This window comes from Oceanisphaera avium (assembly GCF_002157875.1).
Lineage (GTDB): Bacteria > Pseudomonadota > Gammaproteobacteria > Enterobacterales > Aeromonadaceae > Oceanimonas > Oceanimonas avium.
This window is the reverse complement of record NZ_CP021376.1, coordinates 1003259-1023935: the sequence shown is the minus strand read 5'-3', so window position 1 is coordinate 1023935 and position 20677 is coordinate 1003259. Positions and strand designations below refer to the sequence as shown.

At 46.7% G+C, this 20677-nt stretch carries 21 protein-coding genes and 1 riboswitch; of the genes, 16 read left to right on the top strand and 5 right to left on the bottom strand.

What is annotated here, in order from left to right:
* Positions 1 to 98: 98 nt before the first annotated feature.
* A complete protein-coding gene (locus tag CBP12_RS04645; RefSeq protein ID WP_086963399.1) occupies positions 99 to 905 on the bottom strand; it encodes a DUF1853 family protein in 807 nt (268 codons plus the stop codon).
* 82 nt (positions 906 to 987) lie between these two features.
* Between CBP12_RS04645 and CBP12_RS04640 the strand changes: the two genes are divergently transcribed.
* The 9 genes from CBP12_RS04640 to CBP12_RS04600 all read left to right on the top strand — a co-directional run bounded on the left by CBP12_RS04640 (position 988) and on the right by CBP12_RS04600 (position 8040).
* Positions 988 to 1749 (top strand): Nif3-like dinuclear metal center hexameric protein, encoded by a 762-nt coding sequence (locus tag CBP12_RS04640; protein ID WP_456299466.1) that lies wholly within the window; start codon positions 988 to 990, stop codon positions 1747 to 1749.
* Positions 1750 to 2085: 336 nt separating this feature from the next.
* On the top strand, positions 2086 to 3465 hold the full coding sequence (locus tag CBP12_RS04635; RefSeq protein ID WP_086963397.1) for a sigma-54-dependent transcriptional regulator: 1380 nt from the start codon (positions 2086 to 2088) through the stop codon (positions 3463 to 3465).
* Positions 3458 to 3838, top strand: a complete 381-nt coding sequence (locus tag CBP12_RS04630) for an Hpt domain-containing protein (protein ID WP_086963396.1) — start codon at positions 3458 to 3460, stop codon at positions 3836 to 3838. The genes CBP12_RS04635 and CBP12_RS04630 overlap by 8 nt, the downstream gene beginning before the upstream one ends.
* Before the next feature lie 321 nt (positions 3839 to 4159).
* A riboswitch (molybdenum cofactor riboswitch) is annotated at positions 4160 to 4311 on the top strand.
* Positions 4301 to 5281 carry a GTP 3',8-cyclase MoaA gene (gene moaA / locus CBP12_RS04625; protein ID WP_086963395.1) on the top strand — a complete coding sequence of 327 codons (981 nt, stop codon included), beginning with the start codon at positions 4301 to 4303 and terminating at the stop codon, positions 5279 to 5281. Its footprint overlaps the riboswitch before it by 11 nt.
* Before the next feature lie 57 nt (positions 5282 to 5338).
* Positions 5339 to 5860 carry a molybdenum cofactor biosynthesis protein B gene (gene moaB / locus CBP12_RS04620; protein WP_086963394.1) on the top strand — a complete coding sequence of 174 codons (522 nt, stop codon included), beginning with the start codon at positions 5339 to 5341 and terminating at the stop codon, positions 5858 to 5860.
* On the top strand, positions 5860 to 6333 hold the full coding sequence (gene moaC / locus CBP12_RS04615; protein ID WP_086963393.1) for a cyclic pyranopterin monophosphate synthase MoaC: 474 nt from the start codon (positions 5860 to 5862) through the stop codon (positions 6331 to 6333). The genes moaB and moaC overlap by 1 nt, the downstream gene beginning before the upstream one ends.
* Positions 6330 to 6578 carry a molybdopterin synthase sulfur carrier subunit gene (gene moaD / locus CBP12_RS04610; RefSeq protein WP_086963392.1) on the top strand — a complete coding sequence of 83 codons (249 nt, stop codon included), beginning with the start codon at positions 6330 to 6332 and terminating at the stop codon, positions 6576 to 6578. Before moaC ends, moaD begins: the two co-directional genes overlap by 4 nt.
* The gene (gene moaE, locus CBP12_RS04605; protein WP_086963391.1) at positions 6579 to 7028 is read left to right on the top strand and encodes a molybdopterin synthase catalytic subunit MoaE; all 450 of its coding nucleotides are present in this window, start codon (positions 6579 to 6581) and stop codon (positions 7026 to 7028) included.
* Between the two features lie 154 nt (positions 7029 to 7182).
* Positions 7183 to 8040 carry an alpha/beta fold hydrolase gene (locus tag CBP12_RS04600; protein WP_086963390.1) on the top strand — a complete coding sequence of 286 codons (858 nt, stop codon included), beginning with the start codon at positions 7183 to 7185 and terminating at the stop codon, positions 8038 to 8040.
* 39 nt (positions 8041 to 8079) lie between these two features.
* Here CBP12_RS04600 and CBP12_RS04595 read toward each other — a convergent pair whose 3' ends face one another.
* Positions 8080 to 8316: a DUF1289 domain-containing protein gene (locus CBP12_RS04595; RefSeq protein WP_157420043.1), complete on the bottom strand. Its 237-nt coding sequence runs from the start codon at positions 8314 to 8316 to the stop codon at positions 8080 to 8082.
* A gap of 165 nt (positions 8317 to 8481) precedes the next feature.
* Here CBP12_RS04595 and ald point away from each other — a divergent pair, with 165 nt between their 5' ends.
* A complete protein-coding gene (gene ald, locus CBP12_RS04590) occupies positions 8482 to 9603 on the top strand; it encodes an alanine dehydrogenase (protein ID WP_086963389.1) in 1122 nt (373 codons plus the stop codon).
* Between the two features lie 69 nt (positions 9604 to 9672).
* Here the strand turns inward: ald and CBP12_RS04585 are convergent, their stop codons facing one another.
* The 3 genes from CBP12_RS04585 to CBP12_RS04575 are packed head-to-tail and all read right to left on the bottom strand — an operon-like array spanning position 9673 to position 10966.
* Positions 9673 to 9912: a hypothetical protein gene (locus CBP12_RS04585; protein ID WP_086963388.1), complete on the bottom strand. Its 240-nt coding sequence runs from the start codon at positions 9910 to 9912 to the stop codon at positions 9673 to 9675.
* A 3-nt stretch (positions 9913 to 9915) separates the two neighbouring features.
* Positions 9916 to 10599, bottom strand: coding sequence for a M15 family metallopeptidase (locus CBP12_RS04580; protein WP_086963387.1), 684 nt, complete (start codon positions 10597 to 10599; stop codon positions 9916 to 9918).
* 13 nt (positions 10600 to 10612) lie between these two features.
* Complete coding sequence (locus tag CBP12_RS04575; protein WP_086963386.1) at positions 10613 to 10966, bottom strand: ArsC family reductase; 354 nt, start codon at positions 10964 to 10966, stop codon at positions 10613 to 10615.
* 318 nt (positions 10967 to 11284) lie between these two features.
* Between CBP12_RS04575 and CBP12_RS04570 the strand changes: the two genes are divergently transcribed.
* The 6 genes from CBP12_RS04570 (at position 11285) to lon (ending at position 20499) form a co-directional block, all read left to right on the top strand.
* Positions 11285 to 12385 (top strand): GGDEF domain-containing protein, encoded by a 1101-nt coding sequence (locus CBP12_RS04570; RefSeq protein ID WP_086963385.1) that lies wholly within the window; start codon positions 11285 to 11287, stop codon positions 12383 to 12385.
* Positions 12386 to 12504: 119 nt separating this feature from the next.
* Positions 12505 to 14202, top strand: a complete 1698-nt coding sequence (locus tag CBP12_RS04565; protein ID WP_086963384.1) for an NAD-dependent malic enzyme — start codon at positions 12505 to 12507, stop codon at positions 14200 to 14202.
* A 320-nt stretch (positions 14203 to 14522) separates the two neighbouring features.
* The gene (gene tig / locus CBP12_RS04560; protein WP_086963383.1) at positions 14523 to 15833 is read left to right on the top strand and encodes a trigger factor; all 1311 of its coding nucleotides are present in this window, start codon (positions 14523 to 14525) and stop codon (positions 15831 to 15833) included.
* Positions 15834 to 15923: 90 nt separating this feature from the next.
* Positions 15924 to 16547, top strand: a complete 624-nt coding sequence (clpP, locus tag CBP12_RS04555; protein WP_086963382.1) for an ATP-dependent Clp endopeptidase proteolytic subunit ClpP — start codon at positions 15924 to 15926, stop codon at positions 16545 to 16547.
* A gap of 78 nt (positions 16548 to 16625) precedes the next feature.
* Positions 16626 to 17909, top strand: a complete 1284-nt coding sequence (clpX, locus tag CBP12_RS04550) for an ATP-dependent protease ATP-binding subunit ClpX (protein ID WP_086963381.1) — start codon at positions 16626 to 16628, stop codon at positions 17907 to 17909.
* Between the two features lie 238 nt (positions 17910 to 18147).
* Positions 18148 to 20499 (top strand): endopeptidase La, encoded by a 2352-nt coding sequence (lon, locus tag CBP12_RS04545; RefSeq protein WP_086963380.1) that lies wholly within the window; start codon positions 18148 to 18150, stop codon positions 20497 to 20499.
* Positions 20500 to 20677: the final 178 nt, after the last annotated feature.

Sequence of the window (20677 nt, the reverse complement as noted above, 5' to 3'; positions counted from 1 at the left end):
TATGCTGTTTTTGTCGATAAAAGCAGCGCAATACTAAAGCTGCTTGCCATGTCAAGCACCGGATGAGTGTAAGACGGAATAAGCGTAAGAAATAGTCATTAAGACTGCGTACTTGTTAACCATGCGGCGTCTACTTGCATATACCACTGGCCGTGACTGTCACAGTAATTTTGTCGGGGGGCGACTTGCTCGCTAGGGCGATGGCCGGTGAGCCAGCCCAATTTTTGTTGCGCGATAAAATGCGCAGCCGGTGGAGAGGTGCCCCAACTGCCGCGCTCGCTATCAGGCGAAATAAACTGGTGACAATTAAGGGGGTAATATAACCGGCCTTTTAAAATGAGTCGCTGCTGACTTGGCATAAGCTGTTGTTGCTCAAGACGTAGCGCAACTTGGGGATGTTGGCTTAGTTGCAGTTGCTGCTCAAGCATGTGATGGTATTTACGACGCAGCTTGTCGCGCGTGTTAAGACCAAAAGCATGATCAAAGGGCTGTTGTGGCTGGCTTATTAAATAAAATTTAACCGCTAATTCCCAATGCTCAATGCGCTGTGATTGACGATCCCATACTAAAAAATCAAAAGCGCCTACGGTGGTGCCGGCAAAAATTTGTTGCCAATTATGGGCCAGCACTTGAAAGCGCGGACTGTCGATTAAGAAAAAATGCCACAGCGCTTCAAAATAAAAACCCAGTCTAGTGGGCTGCGCACAGTGTTGGTGTAGCAGGTGAGGCGCTTTATCGAGCGCCTGTAAGCGGGGCTGGTAGTCTAGTAATAAGGTGTCATACCAAGGTTGGCTGGGTGCCAGTGCACAGGTGCTAATTAAGTTGGAGCTGGCTAAGGCCCAAGCTAAATCACGAACCATAGGATCGTTAAGCTGTGACAATACTGAAGCTAAAGCGGTGTTCATCAAACAAGACCTGCAATATTAGATGATTTATTATGGCGATATTAAGGCGCTATTAGCGCTCTGTGCCAATGTTTAGAGGGGCATTATGAATAACTTAGAACTTGAACAGCAGCTTAATACCTTGCTTAACTCTCATGCTATTAAAGACTATTGTCCTAATGGCTTACAAGTGGAAGGCCGAGCACAGGTACGTAAGGTGATCACAGGCGTCACCGCCAGCCAAGCCTTAATCGATAAAGCCATCGCTGCTAACGCCGATGCCATCTTGGTTCATCACGGCTACTTTTGGAAGGGCGAGTCAGAAGTGGTGGTGGGGATGAAGCGGCGTCGACTAAAAGCACTGCTAAGTCATGACATTAATCTTTATGCTTATCATCTGCCGCTGGATATTGCCCCGACTATTGGGAATAACGCTCAACTTGGCGCTATGCTTGGCCTAAGCCAATTACAGGCCATGGAGCTTGGCAATGCGCAGTCAATTCCGATGTGGGGTGAGTTAGCACAACCGCTCACGGCCCAACAATTAACAGAGCAGCTAGCCCATCACCTAGGCAGTAAGATAGTAACAGTATGTGAGAGCGGCCCTGCGCTTATTCGCAGAGTGGGGCTTTGTACCGGAGGCGGGCAAGGCTATATCAATCTTGCAGCAGACTTGGGATTAGATGCTTTTATCAGCGGTGAAATATCTGAGCAAACGGTGCATGTAGCCAGAGAGTGCGGGCTGCATTTTTTTGCCGCAGGTCATCACGCCACCGAGCGTTACGGCGTAAAAGCCTTAGGTGAGTGGCTGGCGCGCACCCATAATATGAGCGTAGAATTTATTGATATAGACAGTCCTGCCTAGGCGGGTCTTAAAGTGTGAGTATTAAATAAAAAAAACCAGAGGCACGGATCCTCTGGTTATGCAGCAGCCACAAGGCTAAACAGTTGTCGTTACCAACACACTAACAGGAAAAACATACACAGTAGCAAACTGAACTTAACGTCTTTATCTCATCACCACAGATAGCAAAAGTGATGACATGGGTTACAAATGAGTCATACTTTGCAACAGATAAAACGGGTGACAAATGAGTCACATTCAGTGTTGGTATGATGTTAACATTGGGTTAATTTACTGCAAGCTTTTTTTCTCCTAGATGTGAAAAAGCCCTTATATGGTTAAAAAGTGAGAAATAACATGGTAGATAACAGGCTAAATGTCTTACTGGTAGAAGATACAGCCTCTTTAGCTGCGCTTTACCAAGCCTACCTGCAAGATGAACCGCTATCGCTAACAGTGGTTAACACCGGTCAAGCCGCTATTGAGCACATATCACATCATGCACCTGATATATTATTGCTCGACTTGATCCTGCCCGATATGCAGGGCATGGAAATATTACAATGGCTGCACCGCGAGAAGTTAAACATTACTACCATTGTGATCACCGCTCACGGCTCTGTGGATGTGGCGGTGGATGCGATGCGATTAGGCGCGCACGACTTTATTAATAAACCCATTGAAGTTGAGCGTTTAAAAGTCACCTTGCATAACACCATGAAGTTTCGCCAACTCAATCAAATGCTAGACAGTTATCGCCATGATATTGCCGGTGCGCCTTTTCAAGGCTTTATTGGTGCCAGTTTGCCGATGCAAAAAGTCTATCGTTTAATTGAAAATGCTGCTCCTAGCAGTGCCACCGTATTTATTACCGGTGAAAGTGGCACCGGCAAAGAAGTGTGTGCCGAAGCCTTGCACCAGCGCAGCGCTCGCCCAGATGGTCCTTTTATTGCGCTAAACTGTGCAGCTATTCCTAAAGACTTAATGGAAAGTGAGCTGTTTGGCCATATGAAAGGCGCTTTTACCGGCGCTTTACAAGACAGAGGCGGGGCGGTGATCCGCGCCAATGGCGGCACCTTATTCATGGATGAAATTTGTGAAATGGACTTAGAGCTGCAAAGTAAGTTGTTGCGCTTTTTGCAAACCGGACAAATTCAACCCGTGGGTAGCTCACAACAAATACAAGTAGATGTGCGCATTATTTGCGCCACTAATCGCGATCCGCTAGTTGAAGTAGAGCAAGGGCGCTTTAGAGAAGATCTTTATTATCGGCTGCATGTTATTCCTATTCACTTACCGCCGCTGCGCGAGCGGGGTGCCGATGTGCTTAGCATTGCCACTGCTTTAGTGCGCCAAGCTGCCCGTGAAGAAAATAAATCGTTTGTGGGCTTATCTGAAGCCACTAAAGATCGCTTGCAAGCCTATCATTGGCCAGGAAATGTACGCCAATTACAAAATGTCATTCGAAATGCAGTCGTGCTACATGAGGGAGAGTGGATAGAATTAGATATGCTACCCGCTCCGCTTGATCAGCCCATTAATCAACAGTTAGCGGGGGAGTGGGTACAAGATAATTTACCTGCCCCTATCGTCCCCTTAGCCACACTTGAGCGTAAAGCCATAGAAAGAGCCATTAGTCATTGTCAGGGCAATGTGTCTCGTGCAGCGGCGTTACTAGAAGTGAGTCCTTCGACAATTTATCGAAAACTACAAAGCTGGGATAACGCGCATGCTTAATTGGCAACAGTTACAAGACCAATTACCGTTATTAGATAATGAGCAACTCAGTAAAATGAGCCAAGAGTTGGGTGAGCCAGTACTATTACGCTTATTAGCCGTGTTTTTAAATGATGGCCAGACTCAGGGGCAGGTCTTAGCGCAGGCCTACAGTGCTAAAGATTATGTGCAAATGGCGCGGTCGTGTCATAGCCTAACCGCTGCTTGTGGCAGTTATGGTGCTGTACGTTGTCAGTTTTTAAGTGAAAAGCTAGAGCAAAGCGCTAAGCAGCTCGATGAAGCGCTAATTAATCAGCAATTTACAGCTTGGCAAATGGCGCTTAGTGAGACCTTGGCGTTGGTGAAGGAGCGCCTTCATCAAGCTAATTCCTAGGCAAATAAGTCCTAGGTAAAAAAATGGCCAACCTCAGAGGTTGGCCGAATTTCAGCTAATGCTGAAAAGTGCACGGGATAAAACTTCGCTACTAGCTATGAAATGTTCATGCCAACTTTACATTCCCAGTCAAACCGGACTTTAGCGCACTTTTTCTGCCTTCATTACCTCGCAAATTAATACGTTATTTTTAATTTGCGAGGCATAAAATGAGCCAGGTCATGACTTTGTTTGCGTAAGCTCTCATAATGGGCAGTCGTTAACGATTTATCTTGATCTAAAGCTAACCTTGTCTTTAAGGTTAAGGATAAGTTAAAACGGGTTATGTCAAAACTCCGAGTCGTGTTTGCCTAAGTTATTGCCCGTTATGGTGCACTAATAAGGTGACTCGACCGCTCAGCTTAGGGCTGTAAGGGTAGAGGTAGAAATGCCTTGGCCTCCCATTCTTGGAAAGGTGTTTTTATGTTGGAATTAAAAGATGCGCATGCGCGCAAGTTTCAGTATCTGCGATTATCGATCACAGATGTATGTAACTTTAAATGTCAGTACTGTTTGCCCGATGGTTATATGCCAGATGGGCGTAAGTCTTTTTTAACCGTCTCAGAAATTGCTCATCTCACTCGCGGCTTTGCTGCTATGGGGACCACTAAGGTACGCCTCACAGGAGGCGAGCCCTCCCTGCGTAAAGATTTCACACATATTATAGAAACTGTGGCCAATACCTCAGGCATTGAAAAAGTGGCCATGACCACTAACGGCTATCGTATGGCCAAATTTGCATCGCAGTGGCGCGAGGCCGGATTGGATGCGATCAACGTCAGTGTGGATAGCTTAGATCCGCGTATGTTTCATCAAATCACCGGTCAAAACCGCTTTCATGAAGTGATGGCGGGAATTGATGCGGCGTTAGAGGCAGGTTTTAAGCAAGTAAAAGTGAATGCGGTGTTGATGCGCGGCTTAAACGACAATGGTTTAGGCCAATTCTTAGCGTGGATCAAAGACAACCCCATTCAATTGCGCTTTATTGAGCTAATGCAAACTGGCGAGATGGATGAGCTTTTTGCTCGCCATCATGTGCGCGGTAGCGTGATTAAAGAGCAATTATTACAACAAGGCTGGCAACAAAAACTTAGGGCACATAATGACGGACCGGCAGAAGTGTTTGTGCATGGGGATTACTGTGGCGAAATTGGCTTAATTATGCCCTACGCCAAAGATTTCTGTGCTACTTGTAATCGTTTACGCGTGTCTTCCTTGGGCAAGTTACATTTATGTTTATTTGGCGACTATGGCGTGGACTTGCGCGATTTATTATCTGATGCCTCGCAAATAACGGCGCTACAAGTGCGCCTACAAGAGGCCTTATTAGATAAAAAAGCCACCCATTTTCTACATCAAGGCCACAGCGGCATGACGCCCCATTTGGCGTCCATTGGCGGTTAAGTTTCTTATTAATCGCTAATAACTGCCATCACCATTATTAATTTAAGTGAGGATATTATGAGCCATGCCGCGTCGGTATTTGTGTCATTAAATATGGCGGTGTTAACGGTGTCGGATACTAGAAATGAGCAAACCGATACCTCGGGTAAGTATTTAGTGAGTGCCTTAAGTGAAGCCGGCCACCAGTTAGTGGATAAAGCCATCTTAAAAGATGATAAGTATCAGGTACGAGCCCAAGTGAGTGCTTGGATAGCAAACCCCGACATTCAGGTGGTGTTAATTACTGGTGGTACCGGCTTTACTGGCCGAGATACCACACCTGAGGCAATTATTCCGTTACTCGATAGCCAAATAGATGGCTTTGGTGAGCTGTTTCGCCACCTCACCTACCAAGAGCTGGGGACTTCTACCGTACAAAGTCGTGCGATGGCGGGCTTAGCTAATCATACCGCTATTTTTTGTATGCCAGGCTCCACAGGGGCTTGTAAAACGGCGTGGCAGGGTATTTTATTAGAGCAGTTAAATGCCCAGCATAAGCCGTGTAATTTTGTGCAGCATTTAATTGAAACGAGGTCGTAATGGCTACCTTAACCCATATTAATCACGCCGGTGAAGCCAATATGGTGGATGTGAGCGACAAGGCTGTCACTACTCGTGAAGCCCGCGCCGAGGCGTGGGTAAGCATGGCCAGTACCACACTAGACTTAATAGTTAATGGTCAACATCACAAAGGCGATGTGTTTGCTACCGCGCGCATTGCCGGCATTATGGCAGCTAAAAAAACCGCCGATCTTATTCCTTTGTGCCATCCGCTGGCGCTGTCTAAAGTCGAAGTCCAATTGACTCCCGACATAGCGCGAAATAGCGTGCATATTCAAAGCTATTGTAAATTAGCCGGCCAAACTGGGGTAGAAATGGAAGCGCTCACCGCAGCGTCGGTTGCTGCCTTAACGATTTATGACATGTGTAAAGCCGTACAGAAAGACATGGTGATAGAAGGTATTCGTCTGTTAGAAAAACGCGGCGGTAAGTCGGGAGATTTTAGCGTATGACCATTAAAGTGCTATTTTTTGCCAAAATAAGAGAACAATTAGGCCAATCTGAAATTACGATAGCGCAGCAAGTGGCTACCGTAGAAGAGCTGCGCCAACATTTAGTCAGCCAAGGTGAGCCTTGGGCCAGTGCGCTTGCTAAGTCGCAATTATTAGTGGGCGTGAATCATCAAATGGTGGCACTGAATTCAGCCATTCAAGCCGGCGATGAAGTGGCGTTTTTTCCGCCGGTGACCGGAGGCTAAATGATCCAAGTTCAAACTCATGATTTTGATATGGCGGCGGAGTACGCGACACTGAGTGAGTCTCATCAAACCGGTGCCGTGGTGGTGTTTGTTGGCAAAGTGCGTGAGATGAATAACAACACGCAGGTGCAAGGGCTAACGCTTGAGCATTATCCACACATGACTGAAAAAGCGCTGCTTAGTATTGTGGAGCAAGCCAACGCACGTTGGCCTTTATTAGGGACTAAAGTCATTCACCGGGTGGGTGAGCTGGCCCTTGGTGAGCAAATTGTCTTGGTCGGGGTGGCCAGTCAGCATCGCGAGGCAGCCTTTGCCGCTTGTCAGTTTATAATGGACTATTTAAAAACACAGGCGCCATTTTGGAAAAAAGAACAAACTAGCGCGGGCAGCTATTGGCTGAGTGCGAAAGACAGTGATCAGCAAGCCGTTGATAAATGGCAACAAGACTAAATTAAGCACACCTTGTGCTCGTTATTTTTATTAAGGGTTTTTGTATGTTGTGCCGCCAAGCTGCGCCTTGGGTTATGTTCCCTATTCATCTCTGTGCTTTATCCTCATTTTTACCCTGCTTTCATTTCATTAATGGCACTTGGCAGGCCAGAACATGACGGTAGCCTATAAAGACTGGCAATTTAAAAGACATGGCCGAGTATTAGCGGTGCGCGAGTGGGGGCCTGCAACAGGTGCGCCGATAATAGCACTGCACGGTTGGTTAGATAATGTCGCCAGTTTTAGTTTATTAGCCCGTAACTTATCTCGCGTACGCTTAATCGCCTTGGATTTTGCAGGTCATGGCTTTTCGGATCATTTAAGCGGGGGGCAAAGTTATTACAGCTGGGATCATGTAGCGGATGTCTATGCTCTCTTAGACGTATTAGCGCTTAAACGCGTCGCTTTATTGGGGCATTCGCTAGGAGCAGGTGTAGCCAGCTTGCTGGCCGGCGCCTTTCCAACCCGTATTAGCCACTTATTTTTAATCGATGGCTTGGTGCCCTTAACTTATCCAGAAGATGATTTACCCACGCTAATGGCCAAGGCGTTGCGGCGCAATGCCCGCTTAAGTGGGCGCAGCCTTAAGCCCTATGACAGCTTTGATCAAGCCGTGGCGGTGCGCATTAATAGTCGCTGGCCGGTTAATGAAGAGGCCGCCATTCATTTATTAGAGCGCGGGCTCAGGCGCACCGAACAAGGGTGGGTATGGCGCTCTGATATCGCATTGACACAGCCTTCTTTAGTGCGCATGTCTGAGGCGCAACTGAGGACTTTTTTACAACATCTCACCATGCCGGTGTTATTAGTGATGGCCAAAGGGGGCGAAGAGTTAGCACTGATCGCGCCTTTATTGAATGAAATAGCGGATCTGACTTTGCATACGCTAATCGGTAGTCATCATTTGCACTTAGAACACGAGCCGGCGAAGTTGATTAGCGCCTGGATTAATGAGCGGTTAGTAGAAGCTTAATCGTCATTTAAATCAAAGCCTGTTTGTGGGGTTGCCGGGTTAGATGGCGTTGCCTCTAAGGCGAGTTCGAGTTGTTTTTTTACGCGCTAGCGCCACTACGCGCCGTTTGCGGTCTTGGCATAAGCGGATCACTTCACGTTTTTGGCTATCGCTAAATTTAAGCCAATTAAAGCGCTCGTCTCGGCTACGAAAGCAACCTTTACAATAGCCTCTATTATTCATTTGACAGACCCCAATGCAGGGGCTGGGCACAGCAAAAAATTCCAGTTGCTCCATGGTTCCTCCGCACACCGTTCACTTGAGCATATAACAGCTTATAGGCTAAAGATAAGCCACTTGTCTAATAAGCCAGCAATAGCGCTCTTAACCCCCTTAAGTAAGCTGCTTTGTTGTTGAGCTGCGTTATAATAGCGCCATTCAGCACGGCTTATAGAGGCATAGATGTTCATCGGCGTTCCACGGGAAATTAAAAATCATGAGTATCGGGTAGGATTAACTCCCGGTGGGGTAAAAGAATTGGTGCTAGATGGGCATCAAGTATTAGTAGAGTGTGGCGCAGGTGCGGCTATTGGTTTAACCGATGCCGATTACGCGGCGGCTGGCGCACAAATGACGGCCAACCCGCAAGATATTTATGCTAATGCTGAGCTTATTATTAAAGTTAAAGAGCCGCTGCCTCATGAATGTGCCCAATTAAAAGCCGGCCAAGTTATTTTTACTTATTTACACTTAGCACCCGATTTAGCCCAAACCCAGGCGCTTATTGCCTCAGGCTGTACCGCCATTGCCTATGAAACCGTCACCGATCAGAAAGGCGGCTTACCTTTATTGGCGCCGATGAGTGAAGTGGCAGGGCGTATGGCTATTCAAGCCGGTGCCCATTGTTTAGAAAAGGCCCAAGGTGGTAGGGGTATTTTATTAGGCGGCGTACCTGGTGTGTTGCCAGCACGGGTATTAGTGCTAGGTGGCGGCGTGGTGGGCGTGAATGCCGCGCGCATGGCGATGGGGTTTGGTGCACAAGTCACACTAGTAGACACCTCGCTCACTCGTTTAAAAGAGCTAGACATGCTCTATGGCCCCAGTCTTAAAACCTTATATTCTACGGTAGATAATATTGAGCGAGAGTTGGTGCACACGGATTTAGTGATTGGCGCTGTGCTTATCGTGGGGGCGGCGGCACCTAAATTGATTACTCGCGCTCAGTTAGCATTACTACCAAAAGGGGCGGTATTGGTGGATGTCGCAATTGACCAAGGCGGTTGCTTTGAAACTAGCCGCCTGACTACCCACCAAGAGCCGACTTATGAAGTGGATGGTATTGTGCATTATTGCGTAGCCAATATGCCCGGCGCTGTCGCTTCTACCGCGACTTTCGCCTTAATAAATGCCACTTTACCCTTTATTAAAGCCTTGGCTAATTTGGGCTGGAAAGCGGCGATGCGTGAAAATGCGCATTTAGCACAAGGCTTAAGCGTGCATTTAGGACAAGTTATCTGCCCAGCAGTCGCTGAGAGTCATGGCTTAGCACATACGCCGTTAGCGAGTGTGCTTGCCAGCGATTAGGTGGTGTTTTTCCTAAAAAAATAGCCGACATCATGTCGGCTATTTAGCACAAGTTTACTCACAGTCTGGTTATTGCGGTGGCTTATTATCCTGCTCATCAGGGTGATAGCTGTCTTGTGGGGCAGGCGGCACGCCCCAATTTTCCTCTTGTGCTTTTTCTTTTTGCTCTTCTACATCCCAGTTTTTTAAGTGCATTTTATCGCGATTTTTCTTTACTGAGCGCTCTACATTTTTAGTATCTTTAAGGGCGCTGACAAATAAACCCACCACAAATAACAGCGGCAGTGCTATCCAAAGCCAAGTACTCATAATTTATTCCTCGCAAGCAGGATGGGTGGGATTAATAAAACGCAAAAATATGTCATCCAATTGATTAAGGATATGCGCTTTTCCACAAATATGCTGGTTGTTTAATGCGTGCGCGACTAACTCTGGCGTGAGTTGCTGAGCGCATTCTTTGGCCAGAGACCGAAAACTTAAGTGCCATGGCTCTCTCGCCACCCCGCCGTTTGCTGAGGCAAAAGGTAAATAAAAACCAAAGCGTGCCATATTTGCATTTAACCACTGACTGAGTGGATAAAAATAACCGCCTTCATCATATTCCCACGGCTCTAACGCAAGCTTAGTGCCTGCGGGTAATAAGTCGGGATCATACACATCTAAGTCACTTCCCCAGTGATGGCGACTGGTACCGGGTAGGGCGCTCCAATGCAATATGGTATTAATGCGCTCTACAGGCGCCAAACTTAGCGCATCCAGTGGCTGGCTGTGGGCATCTAATACGGGGCGCTGCCCCTCATATTTTGCATTCCAAATACTGAGCTGGCGCTCAAAGCTGCGATAGCTTGAGGCCGGCGCTAGATTAAATCCCGCCGCCAGCGCCGCTTTTTGCATGGCCATAAATGCGACTTTAGCTGGGGGTTGTAGACGATGGCCAGCCTCGTTCAAATTTTCTACATGCTGATCGCTTAAGCCAAGTAAACACTGGGGAATCATAAATACTCCTACCTCAGCTTGATAATAATTGCTCTGTATATAGGGCATCGTTAAAGCCAAGTACCATATTATGTTCGGTGACTAATAACGGACGTTTAATCATCGCCGGGTGCGCAAGTAATAACTCAAACGCCGTAGTCGCATTGAGACTCGCTTTTTGCTGTTCGCTTAAGCCTCGATAGGTCGTGCCCCTTTTATTTAATACCGCTTCCCAGCCAAGTTTTTCTAACCACTGTTTAAGCTCCTTTGGATCGAGTCCATCCACTCTATGGTCAATAAATTGATAGGCAAGGTCGTGCTCGCTTAGCCATTTACGGGCTTTTTTAATGGTGTCACAATTTTTAATACCATAAAGTTTAATGCTCACGCCTGCTCCTTAGAAAAATTAGCGTTTTAGCTTAGATGAATCTTGAGGGTGTTGGCCTGTACTCACACTAAACCGATAATAAACTCAGTCCAGCCCATGATTTTTAAGATGGGGCATTATACACTGGCTCGCGTGCAGACTTTAGTCCGCTTAGTGCTTAACGCACTCTTTTTTAACTAAACGCTAACATTTAATGCCGCATTTAGTCGAGAGGGCGTAAGACTCGCTGCGCCCGCGTAACAAAGTACATGAGTGCTAAACAAAATATCTTTCAGAGGGAAGGGATTTCCTTCTATTACTTACCTTAAGGGGAATGAGTTGGAGATAAAAGAATACTGGAGTGATCACGCTCACTCTAGAGATTTTAAACTCATCCGGATTGGATTTGTGGCGGTGCGTTTTCGCTGGCTGGTGACCTTGCTTATTATCGGTGTCGCCGGTTGGATTGCCGTAGATTGGTGGGTACTGGATACGGCTCATTTTAAACTGCTCTGGAAAGTACGCCTTATCACGGGCGTGATGCTCACTCCTTTATTACCGCTAAGTTATTTATGTAAGCTCAATCGGCGCTGGATGGTGCTGTCATTATTTGCGCTACTGATTATTTTATTGCTCTTTAATTATGTCAGCTTGTGGAGTTTTCGTGATGTCGCCACTATGCCTGCTGGCTATGTAGCGTTTCCTTATTTTCTATTAGCTTTATTAGCCGTGCTGCCGCTGCCTATTCGCTCTGGCTTGAGGGTGGCCGTTTTTGTAATGGCCGCCGTCTTGGGCACCGACTATTGGCTAGACTCGCATACTTTAAATAATGGCCAGCTTATAGATAGAGTGTGGTTGTTATTGTGTTTTAGTCTCGCCATGATGTGGGTGCAAACCGGACAACTGCGCATGCTATTAGACTTATATCGCGAGTCTACGCGAGACCCCCTCACTCGGCTAATGAACCGGCGCCTGTTTATTGAGCAATTAAACCAAGTGCGTCATCAGAGCGCGGGCGAACAAAACTTTGTGTTAATGCTGTTAGATTTGGATAAATTTAAACGCATTAATGATGAGCACGGTCATTTAATGGGTGATGAAGTATTAGTCAGCGTAGCCACTACCTTGGTTGATATTTTTGGTAATGAGGCCATCATAGCCCGTTATGGCGGTGAAGAATTTGCCGTGCTTTTGCCAAATACTGAGCTAGAGCAAGGTGCGCGCCAAGCAGAAACATTACGCTTGGCGGTAGAGTCTCAGCCTATTGAAAATCCTTTAGACGAAACTGAAACCATGATCACCCTTAGCGCGGGCGTAGTGTGTGGTAATAAACACAGTAAAACGGCACAACTAATTCAGCATGCCGATGACGCTTTATATGAAGCTAAGCGCCGTGGGCGCAACTGTGTCGTCGCACAAAACAACTTAACTTTGGAATAAGCCAAGGTTAAGCCGTACAAGGTGTGGTTTGCGAAGTGGGCTTGGCTTATACTGGCGCTGAGCCCCTAATTATTCGAATCATAAATCCCCAGCGGACTATAACTTAAGCGAGATGTCTTATGCCCAAAGAGCATCATGAAAAACGTGCCCTCTATGTACCTTTTGCCGGACCTGCCCTATTAGAAACGCCATTATTAAACAAGGGTGGCGCATTTTCTAAGGATGAGCGTATTGCGTTCAACCTTGATGGTCTGTTGCCGCATAATATCGAAACCATTGAGGAGCAAGTAGCACGGGCTTACCAGCAGTACACTTCTTTTCAAAGTGACCTCGATAAGCACATTTATCTGCGCAATATCCAAGATACTAACGAAACCTTATTTTATCGCTTAGTTACCGACCATTTAAGCTTGATGATGCCGACTATTTACACACCGACTGTGGGTCAGGCTTGTGAAGAGTTCTCTAATATCTATCGTCGTGCCCGAGGTTTGTTTATCTCTTACCCCGATCGTGAGCGCATTGATGATATTTTACAAAACGCCACTAAGCGCAACGTAAAAGTGATTGTGGTGACCGACGGCGAGCGCATTTTAGGGTTAGGCGACCAAGGTATTGGTGGCATGGGAATTCCTATTGGTAAGTTATCGCTCTACACCGCCTGTGGCGGTATCTCTCCTGCTTATACTTTGCCTGTAGTATTAGATGCCGGTACCAATAACCCGCAGTTACTTAAAGACCCTATGTATATGGGCTGGCGTAACCCCCGTGTCACGGGGGAAGAATATGAAGAGTTTGTGGACGCCTTCATTCAAGCCGTGAAGCGTCGCTGGCCTAACGTGTTATTGCAGTTTGAAGATTTCGCGCAAAAAAACGCCATGCCATTACTGAATCGTTATAAAGACGAGCTGTGCTGCTTTAACGATGATATTCAAGGTACCGCCGCCGTGACCTTGGGTTCTTTGCTGGCTGCTTGCCAAGCCAGTGGCAGTAAATTGTCTGAAAAACGCGTCGCTTTCTTAGGCTCAGGCTCTGCAGGCTGTGGTATTGCTGAACAAATCGTTGCGCAAATGAAAGCGGAAGGCTTAAGCGATGAAAAAGCGCGAGAGCAAGTGTTTATGGTGGATCGCTTTGGCTTGATCACCGATAACATGCCCAATTTAGTGGACTTTCAGCGTCCATTAGCGCAGTCGGCCAATCGGGCGAGCGAGTGGAATACCGCCGCTGAAAATATTTCATTACTGGAAGTTATCCAAAATGCTAAGCCAGATATCTTAATTGGCGTATCGGGTCAGCCGGGCTTATTCACAAAAGAAGTGATCCAAACCATGCACAGCCACTGTGCACGTCCGATTGTGTTCCCGCTGTCGAATCCGACTTCTCGAGTAGAAGCCACGCCAGAAGATATTATTAATTGGACTGATGGCCAAGCATTAGTGGCAACCGGTAGCCCATTTTCTCCGGTGGAATACAAAGGTAAGTTGTTTGATATCGTACAGTGCAACAACTCCTACATCTTCCCAGGTATTGGCTTAGGGGTGTTGGCTTGCGGTGCTAAGCGTGTGACCGATGCTATGTTAATGTCTGCCAGTCGCGCGCTAGCAGCCTGCTCTCCCATGGCCAATGACGCAGAAGGGGCACTCTTACCGCCATTAGAAGACATTCAGCATGTGAGTTTGCAAATTGCCAAAGCGGTGGCGAAAACCGCACAGCTGCAAGGACAAGCGCTACAAGTGTCTGATGCCGCCCTAGATGCCGCCATTGAAGCTAACTTCTGGAGACCAGAATACCGCCAATATCGCCGCGTTTCTTTCTAAGCTATCGCTAAACGTAGCTGAGCGAGTCGCTTAATAAAAAAGGCATGCATGGGCATGCCTTTTTATTATTAGTATAAAAAGAGGGTAAAAAGTATTTTTTTAAGGCATTTTGACTTGAATAATGACCTTGTGCCCTCATATAGCTAACCTAGCACTATAGAAGCTCGACGCTGTCATTGTGCATCGTTATAATGCGCCGTCTCATTTTCCTTGAAGGTCGAGTTGAATTAACCGTCTTTCATTAAGATTCAAGCAAGCAGCCCAGGCTGTTTAAATCAATCACAGCGCAGTTAAGCGCAGAAAAACATTGAGGTAGAAGAATGCAAGTTTCACTTGAAACGACTCAAGGCCTGGAACGCCGCCTGACCATTACTGTGCCTGCTGAAAAAGTAGATGGCGAAGTAAATGGCCGTCTGCGCCAATTAGCTAAAACCCGCCGCATTGACGGTTTCCGTCCAGGTAAAGCACCATTGTCTGTTATCCAAAAAATGTTTGGTGCTTCAGTGGAGTCAGAAGTAGCCGGCGATTTAATGCAGCGCAACTTCTTTGAAGCCGTGATCAGTGAAAAACTGAACCCTGCTGGCATGCCTACTATGGAGCCTGCTCCTCTTAAAGCCGGTGAAGACTTTACTTTTACTGCAACCTTTGAAGTTTATCCAGAGGTAGAAGTACAGGGTTTAGACGCCATAAGCATTGAAAAGCCACAAGCGCAAGTACAAGATGCCGATTTGGATAAGATGATCGTCACTTTGCAAAAACAACATGCAGACTGGGCTGAAGTAGAGCGCGCTGCAGCAAATGATGACCGGGTTACTATGAACTTTGTGGGCTCGGTGGATGGCGCTGAGTTTGAAGGTGGCGCTGCACAAGACTTCGTACTGGTATTAGGCTCTGGCCGTATGATCCCAGGCTTTGAAGAGGGATTGCTGGGTAAGAAAGCCGGTGATGAATTCACTCTAGAAGTGAACTTCCCAGAAGATTACCACGCTGAAAACCTCAAAGGTAAACCTGCTCAATTTGCTGTGACTGTCATTAAAGTTGAAGCCCAGGAGTTGCCTGAGCTAAATGAAGAATTTGTAAAGCGCTTTGGTATTGCTGATGGTTCTTTAGATGGTTTAAAAGCTGAAGTGCGTAAAAACATGGAACGCGAATTAAGCCAAGCACTCAAGGCTTCCGTTAAAGAACAAGTGATTGATGGCTTAATTGAGCAAAACCAAGTTGACGTTCCCCAGTCATTGGTTGATAACGAAATTGAAACCTTGCGCAAGCAAGCGCTGCAGCGTTTTGGTGGCATGGATCAAAAAGATGCGCCTCAATTACCTGCGGAACTATTTCAGGATCAAGCTCAGCGCCGCGTACGCGTGGGCTTGTTATTAGGCGAAGTGATCAAGAAAAACGACATCAAAGCCGATGATGCAAAAGTGCAAGAAATTATTGCAGGGTTAGCTTCTGCCTATGAAGATCCTGCAGAAGTGATCGCTTATTACAACGAAAACCAAGAAATGTTAGAAAACGTACGTAACTTAGCCATTGAAGATCAAGCCATTGAACTGATCTTAAGCCAAGCTAATGTCACTGATAAGCAAGTAAGCTTTGATGAGTTGATGAACAAGTCAGGTGCGAACGCTTAACAACAACAGTTGACTTAGGCGTTAAACTCTTGCGTATAATGGCCCTAGTGTAAGAGCACTTGGGCCATTTTGTTTTAGGGACAATATTTGATGTCAAATTTCCATGATTCAGTAATGAGTAATCCAATGGCAGCGCTCATTCCCATGGTAGTTGAGCAAACTGCCAAGGGTGAGCGCTCCTATGATATTTATTCTCGCTTACTTAAAGAGCGCGTGATTTTTCTAACCGGTCAGGTAGAAGATCACATGGCCAACTTGATTTGTGCCCAATTGCTGTTTTTGGAGTCAGAAAACCCAGAAAAAGATATTCATTTATATATCAACTCTCCGGGAGGCTCAGTAACGGCAGGCATGTCAATTTATGACACCATGCAGTTTGTTAAACCCAATGTCAGCACGCTGTGCATGGGTCAAGCGGCCTCTATGGGCGCTTTTTTGCTGGCCGGTGGTGAAAAGGGTAAGCGTTTTGTACTACCTAATAGCCGCGTGATGATCCATCAGCCCTTAGGGGGCTTTCAAGGTCAGGCGTCGGATATCCAGATCCATGCTAAAGAAATTCTTTATATTAAAGAAAAGCTCAACCGCTTGCTTGCCGAACATACTGGCCAAGACTTATCGGTTATTGAGCGTGATACCGACCGCGATAACTTTATGTCAGCGCAAACGGCTAAAGAATACGGCATCGTTGACGAAGTGCTGTTTAAGCGCGATTAAGCAAAGCGAGGAGCGGTACTGTACACTCTAGTAAGAGAGTGAGTACTGCTCAGCTTGTACGCAATTTGAGGTGACTGAATGACAGAAAAACGCAAGGGCGAAGGGGACGGCGGCAAATTGCTGTATTGTTCTTTTTGTGGGAAAAGCCAACACGAAGTGCGCAAACTTATAGCGGGCCCTTCCGTCTACATTTGTGACGAATGTGTCGAGCTCTGCGAAGACATCATTCGGGAAGAAATTAAAGATATTTCACCTAAGCATGAAGGGGATGCCCTCCCTACGCCCCATGAAATTCGCGCTAACTTAGATGATTATGTGATTGGCCAAGATCACGCCAAAAAAGTGCTGGCAGTGGCGGTATATAACCACTATAAGCGCTTGCGCAATGCCGGTGAAACCGACGGCGTCGAGCTAGGCAAGTCTAATATCTTGCTGATTGGCCCCACCGGTTGCGGTAAAACGCTGCTGGCAGAAACACTGGCTCGCTTATTGGATGTGCCCTTTACCATGGCAGACGCCACCACCTTAACCGAAGCCGGTTATGTAGGTGAAGACGTAGAAAATATCATTCAAAAGCTGTTGCAAAAATGCGACTACGATGTAGAAAAAGCCCAGCGCGGCATCGTCTATATCGATGAGATTGATAAAATTTCTCGCAAATCCGATAATCCTTCCATTACGCGTGATGTCTCCGGTGAAGGGGTACAGCAGGCGTTACTGAAGCTTATCGAGGGCACCATTGCCTCTGTGCCGCCTCAAGGCGGGCGCAAACACCCACAGCAAGAATTTTTGCAGGTTGATACCTCAAAAATACTGTTTATCTGTGGCGGTGCTTTTGCTGGACTCGATAAGGTGATTGAGCAGCGTCTTGATAAAGGTACGGGCATTGGCTTTGGCGCTCAGGTTAAGAGCAAAGAGAGTGCGGTCAGCTTAAGCCAAACCTTTACTCAGGTTGAGCCAGAAGACTTAGTTAAATACGGTTTGATCCCAGAGTTTATTGGCCGCTTACCTGTAGTCGCTACTTTAACTGAGTTAGATGAAGCGGCATTAGTGCAAATTTTATCTGAGCCTAAAAATGCGCTTACCAAGCAATACGGTGCGCTGTTTGCGTTAGAAGACGTAGAGCTTGAGTTTCGTGAAGACGCCTTGCGTGCTATCGCCCATAAAGCGATGGAGCGTAAAACCGGTGCTCGTGGTCTGCGCTCTATCGTAGAAGCGGTATTACTCGATACTATGTACGATTTGCCGGCGCAAACTGACGTGGCCAAGGTGGTCATTGATGAAACTGTTATTAAAGGTGAGTCTGCTCCGTTATTGATTTATCAAAAAAACGAGACCCAAGCGGTATCCGGTGAAGAGTAAAGATAGTAACGCGGCTTAGGCCGCGTTTTTTATTAAAGCGCTAATCTGCTAAATTCTAGCTGCAAGACTATAAGCTGATAACGCTGTATTAATCAGCACTTGAGTCATTTTTGAGCGTTTTAAAGGGCCATATTGGCCCTTTTTGTGTTTTTGGCTATTCAATGATTGAATCTTCTGATCTAGCCCCCATATACTGCCTCAAGCGCTTATTACATTGCATTCAAGCTGAGAGGACACTATGACCCTAGAGCGTTGTGAACGCATCGACATCCCTGTTTTGCCTCTCCGTGACGTGGTGGTATACCCACATATGGTGATCCCATTGTTCGTGGGCCGGGAAAAATCCATCCGTTGCTTAGAAGCGGCCATGGAGCAAGATAAAAAAGTACTGTTAATCGCGCAAAAAGAAGCGGCGACCGATGATCCCAAAGCCGACGACGTTTATGACGTAGGAACGGTCGCTAATATTTTGCAATTGCTTAAACTGCCTGACGGTACCGTAAAGGTGCTGGTTGAAGGTGGCCAGCGTGCGCGCATGGAGCAGTTACAAGAGGACGAGGGCTACTATGTTGCCCAAGTCCAATATATTGAAACTGAAGAGCTTGCAGAGCGTGAGCAAGAAGTATTAGTGCGCTCGGCCATCACTCAGTTTGAAAATTACATTAAGCTCAATAAAAAAATACCGCCTGAAGTGTTGACCTCACTGTCTGCCATTGAAGATGTGGCGCGCCTTGCCGATACCATGGCCGCTCATATGCCACTTAAGCTTGAAGATAAGCAAAAAGTGCTTGAGATGAACGATGTGGGTGAACGACTTGAATATCTGATGGCCATGATGGAGTCAGAGATGGATCTGTTACAAGTGGAGCGTCGCATTCGCGCCCGCGTTAAAAAACAGATGGAAAAAAGTCAGCGTGAGTATTATCTCAATGAGCAAATGAAGGCCATTCAAAAAGAATTGGGCGAGATGGATGATGTGCCTGATGAATTTGAAGCCTTGCTACAAAAGATTGAAGATGCCGGCATGAGCGAAGAAGCACGGATCAAGACCGATGCTGAATTTGCCAAGCTGAAAATGATGTCGCCTATGTCTGCAGAAGCGACTGTGGTGCGCAGCTACATCGACTGGATGGTGGCCGTGCCGTGGAAGAAAAAATCTAAGGTTAAAAAAGATTTAGCGAAAGCTGAGCAAATGCTCGATGCCGATCACTATGGCCTTGAGAAGGTGAAAGAGCGCATTATTGAATATCTGGCGGTACAGAGTCGTAGCGCTAAGCTAAAAGGGCCTATTTTATGCCTAGTAGGGCCACCTGGGGTGGGGAAAACTTCACTAGGACAGTCAATAGCCAAAGCTACGGGTCGTAAGTACGTGCGCATGGCACTTGGCGGCGTGCGTGATGAAGCCGAAATTCGCGGTCACCGTCGTACTTATATAGGCTCTTTGCCGGGTAAACTTATCCAAAAAATGGCCAAAGTCGGGGTGCGTAATCCGCTGTTCTTGTTGGACGAAATCGACAAGATGGCGTCTGATATGCGCGGTGATCCGGCTTCAGCCTTGCTAGAGGTGCTAGATCCTGAGCAAAATAACAGCTTTAACGATCACTATTTAGAAGTGGACTATGACTTATCTGATGTCATGTTTGTCGCCACCTCTAACTCCATGAATATTCCAGGTCCTTTATTAGACCGTATGGAAGTGATCCGTTTGTCTGGCTATACCGAAGACGAAAAACTTAACATTGCTAAAAATCACCTATTAGAGAAGCAAATTGAGCGAAACGGCTTAAAGAAAAACGAAATTACCATCGAAGACTCGGCGATTATTGGCATTATTCGCTATTACACTCGAGAAGCGGGTGTGCGTAGTTTAGAGCGTGAAATATCTAAGTTGTGTCGTAAGGCAGTAAAAGAAATATTGCTTAATAAAGACATTAAGCAAGTCACTATTAATCAAGAAAACCTTAACCATTATTTGGGTGTACAGCGCTTTGATTATGGTAAAGCTGAAGAACATAACCAAATTGGTCAAGTGACGGGGTTAGCTTGGACTGAGGTAGGCGGTGAGCTGTTAACCATTGAAGTGGCTAACGTACCGGGTAAGGGCAAACTTGCCTATACCGGCTCGTTGGGTGATGTAATGAAAGAGTCAGTGCAAGCCGCCATGACAGTGGTGCGCTCGCGTGCTGATATTTTACGTATTAACAGCGACTTTCATGAAAAACGTGATATCCACGTACACGTCCCCGAAGGCGCCACGCCAAAAGACGGCCCCAGTGCCGGTGCGGCTATGTGTACCGCTTTGGTGTCGAGCTTAACGGGCAACCCAGTGCGCGCTGATGTTGCTATGACAGGTGAGATCACCTTGCGCGGGGAAGTGTTACCTATTGGCGGCTTAAAAGAAAAACTGTTGGCTGCGCGTCGCGGTGGCATTAAGCGCGTGCTCATTCCTAAAGAAAATGAGCGAGACTTGGAAGATATTCCAGAAAACGTTAAGCAGGATTTAGACATCCGCCCTGTTCGTTGGATAGAAGAAGTGCTGGAATTGGCGCTAGAACATCCACCAGAAGGCTTTTCTGTGGGATCTGCTTAAGCTTTTCGCGTTTGGATGCAGTTTCTGACTTGTCAGCAGCGCCAACACGCAGTAGCCTTGGAACACTTTATACCACTGGTGCTGCAAATGGATGACACGAGTGCCAGTATTTAGGGCTCGGCTTTGAGCGAGTCATCCGTTTTTTAATAACAATGTTACAGTGACGCTTGCCTCATAA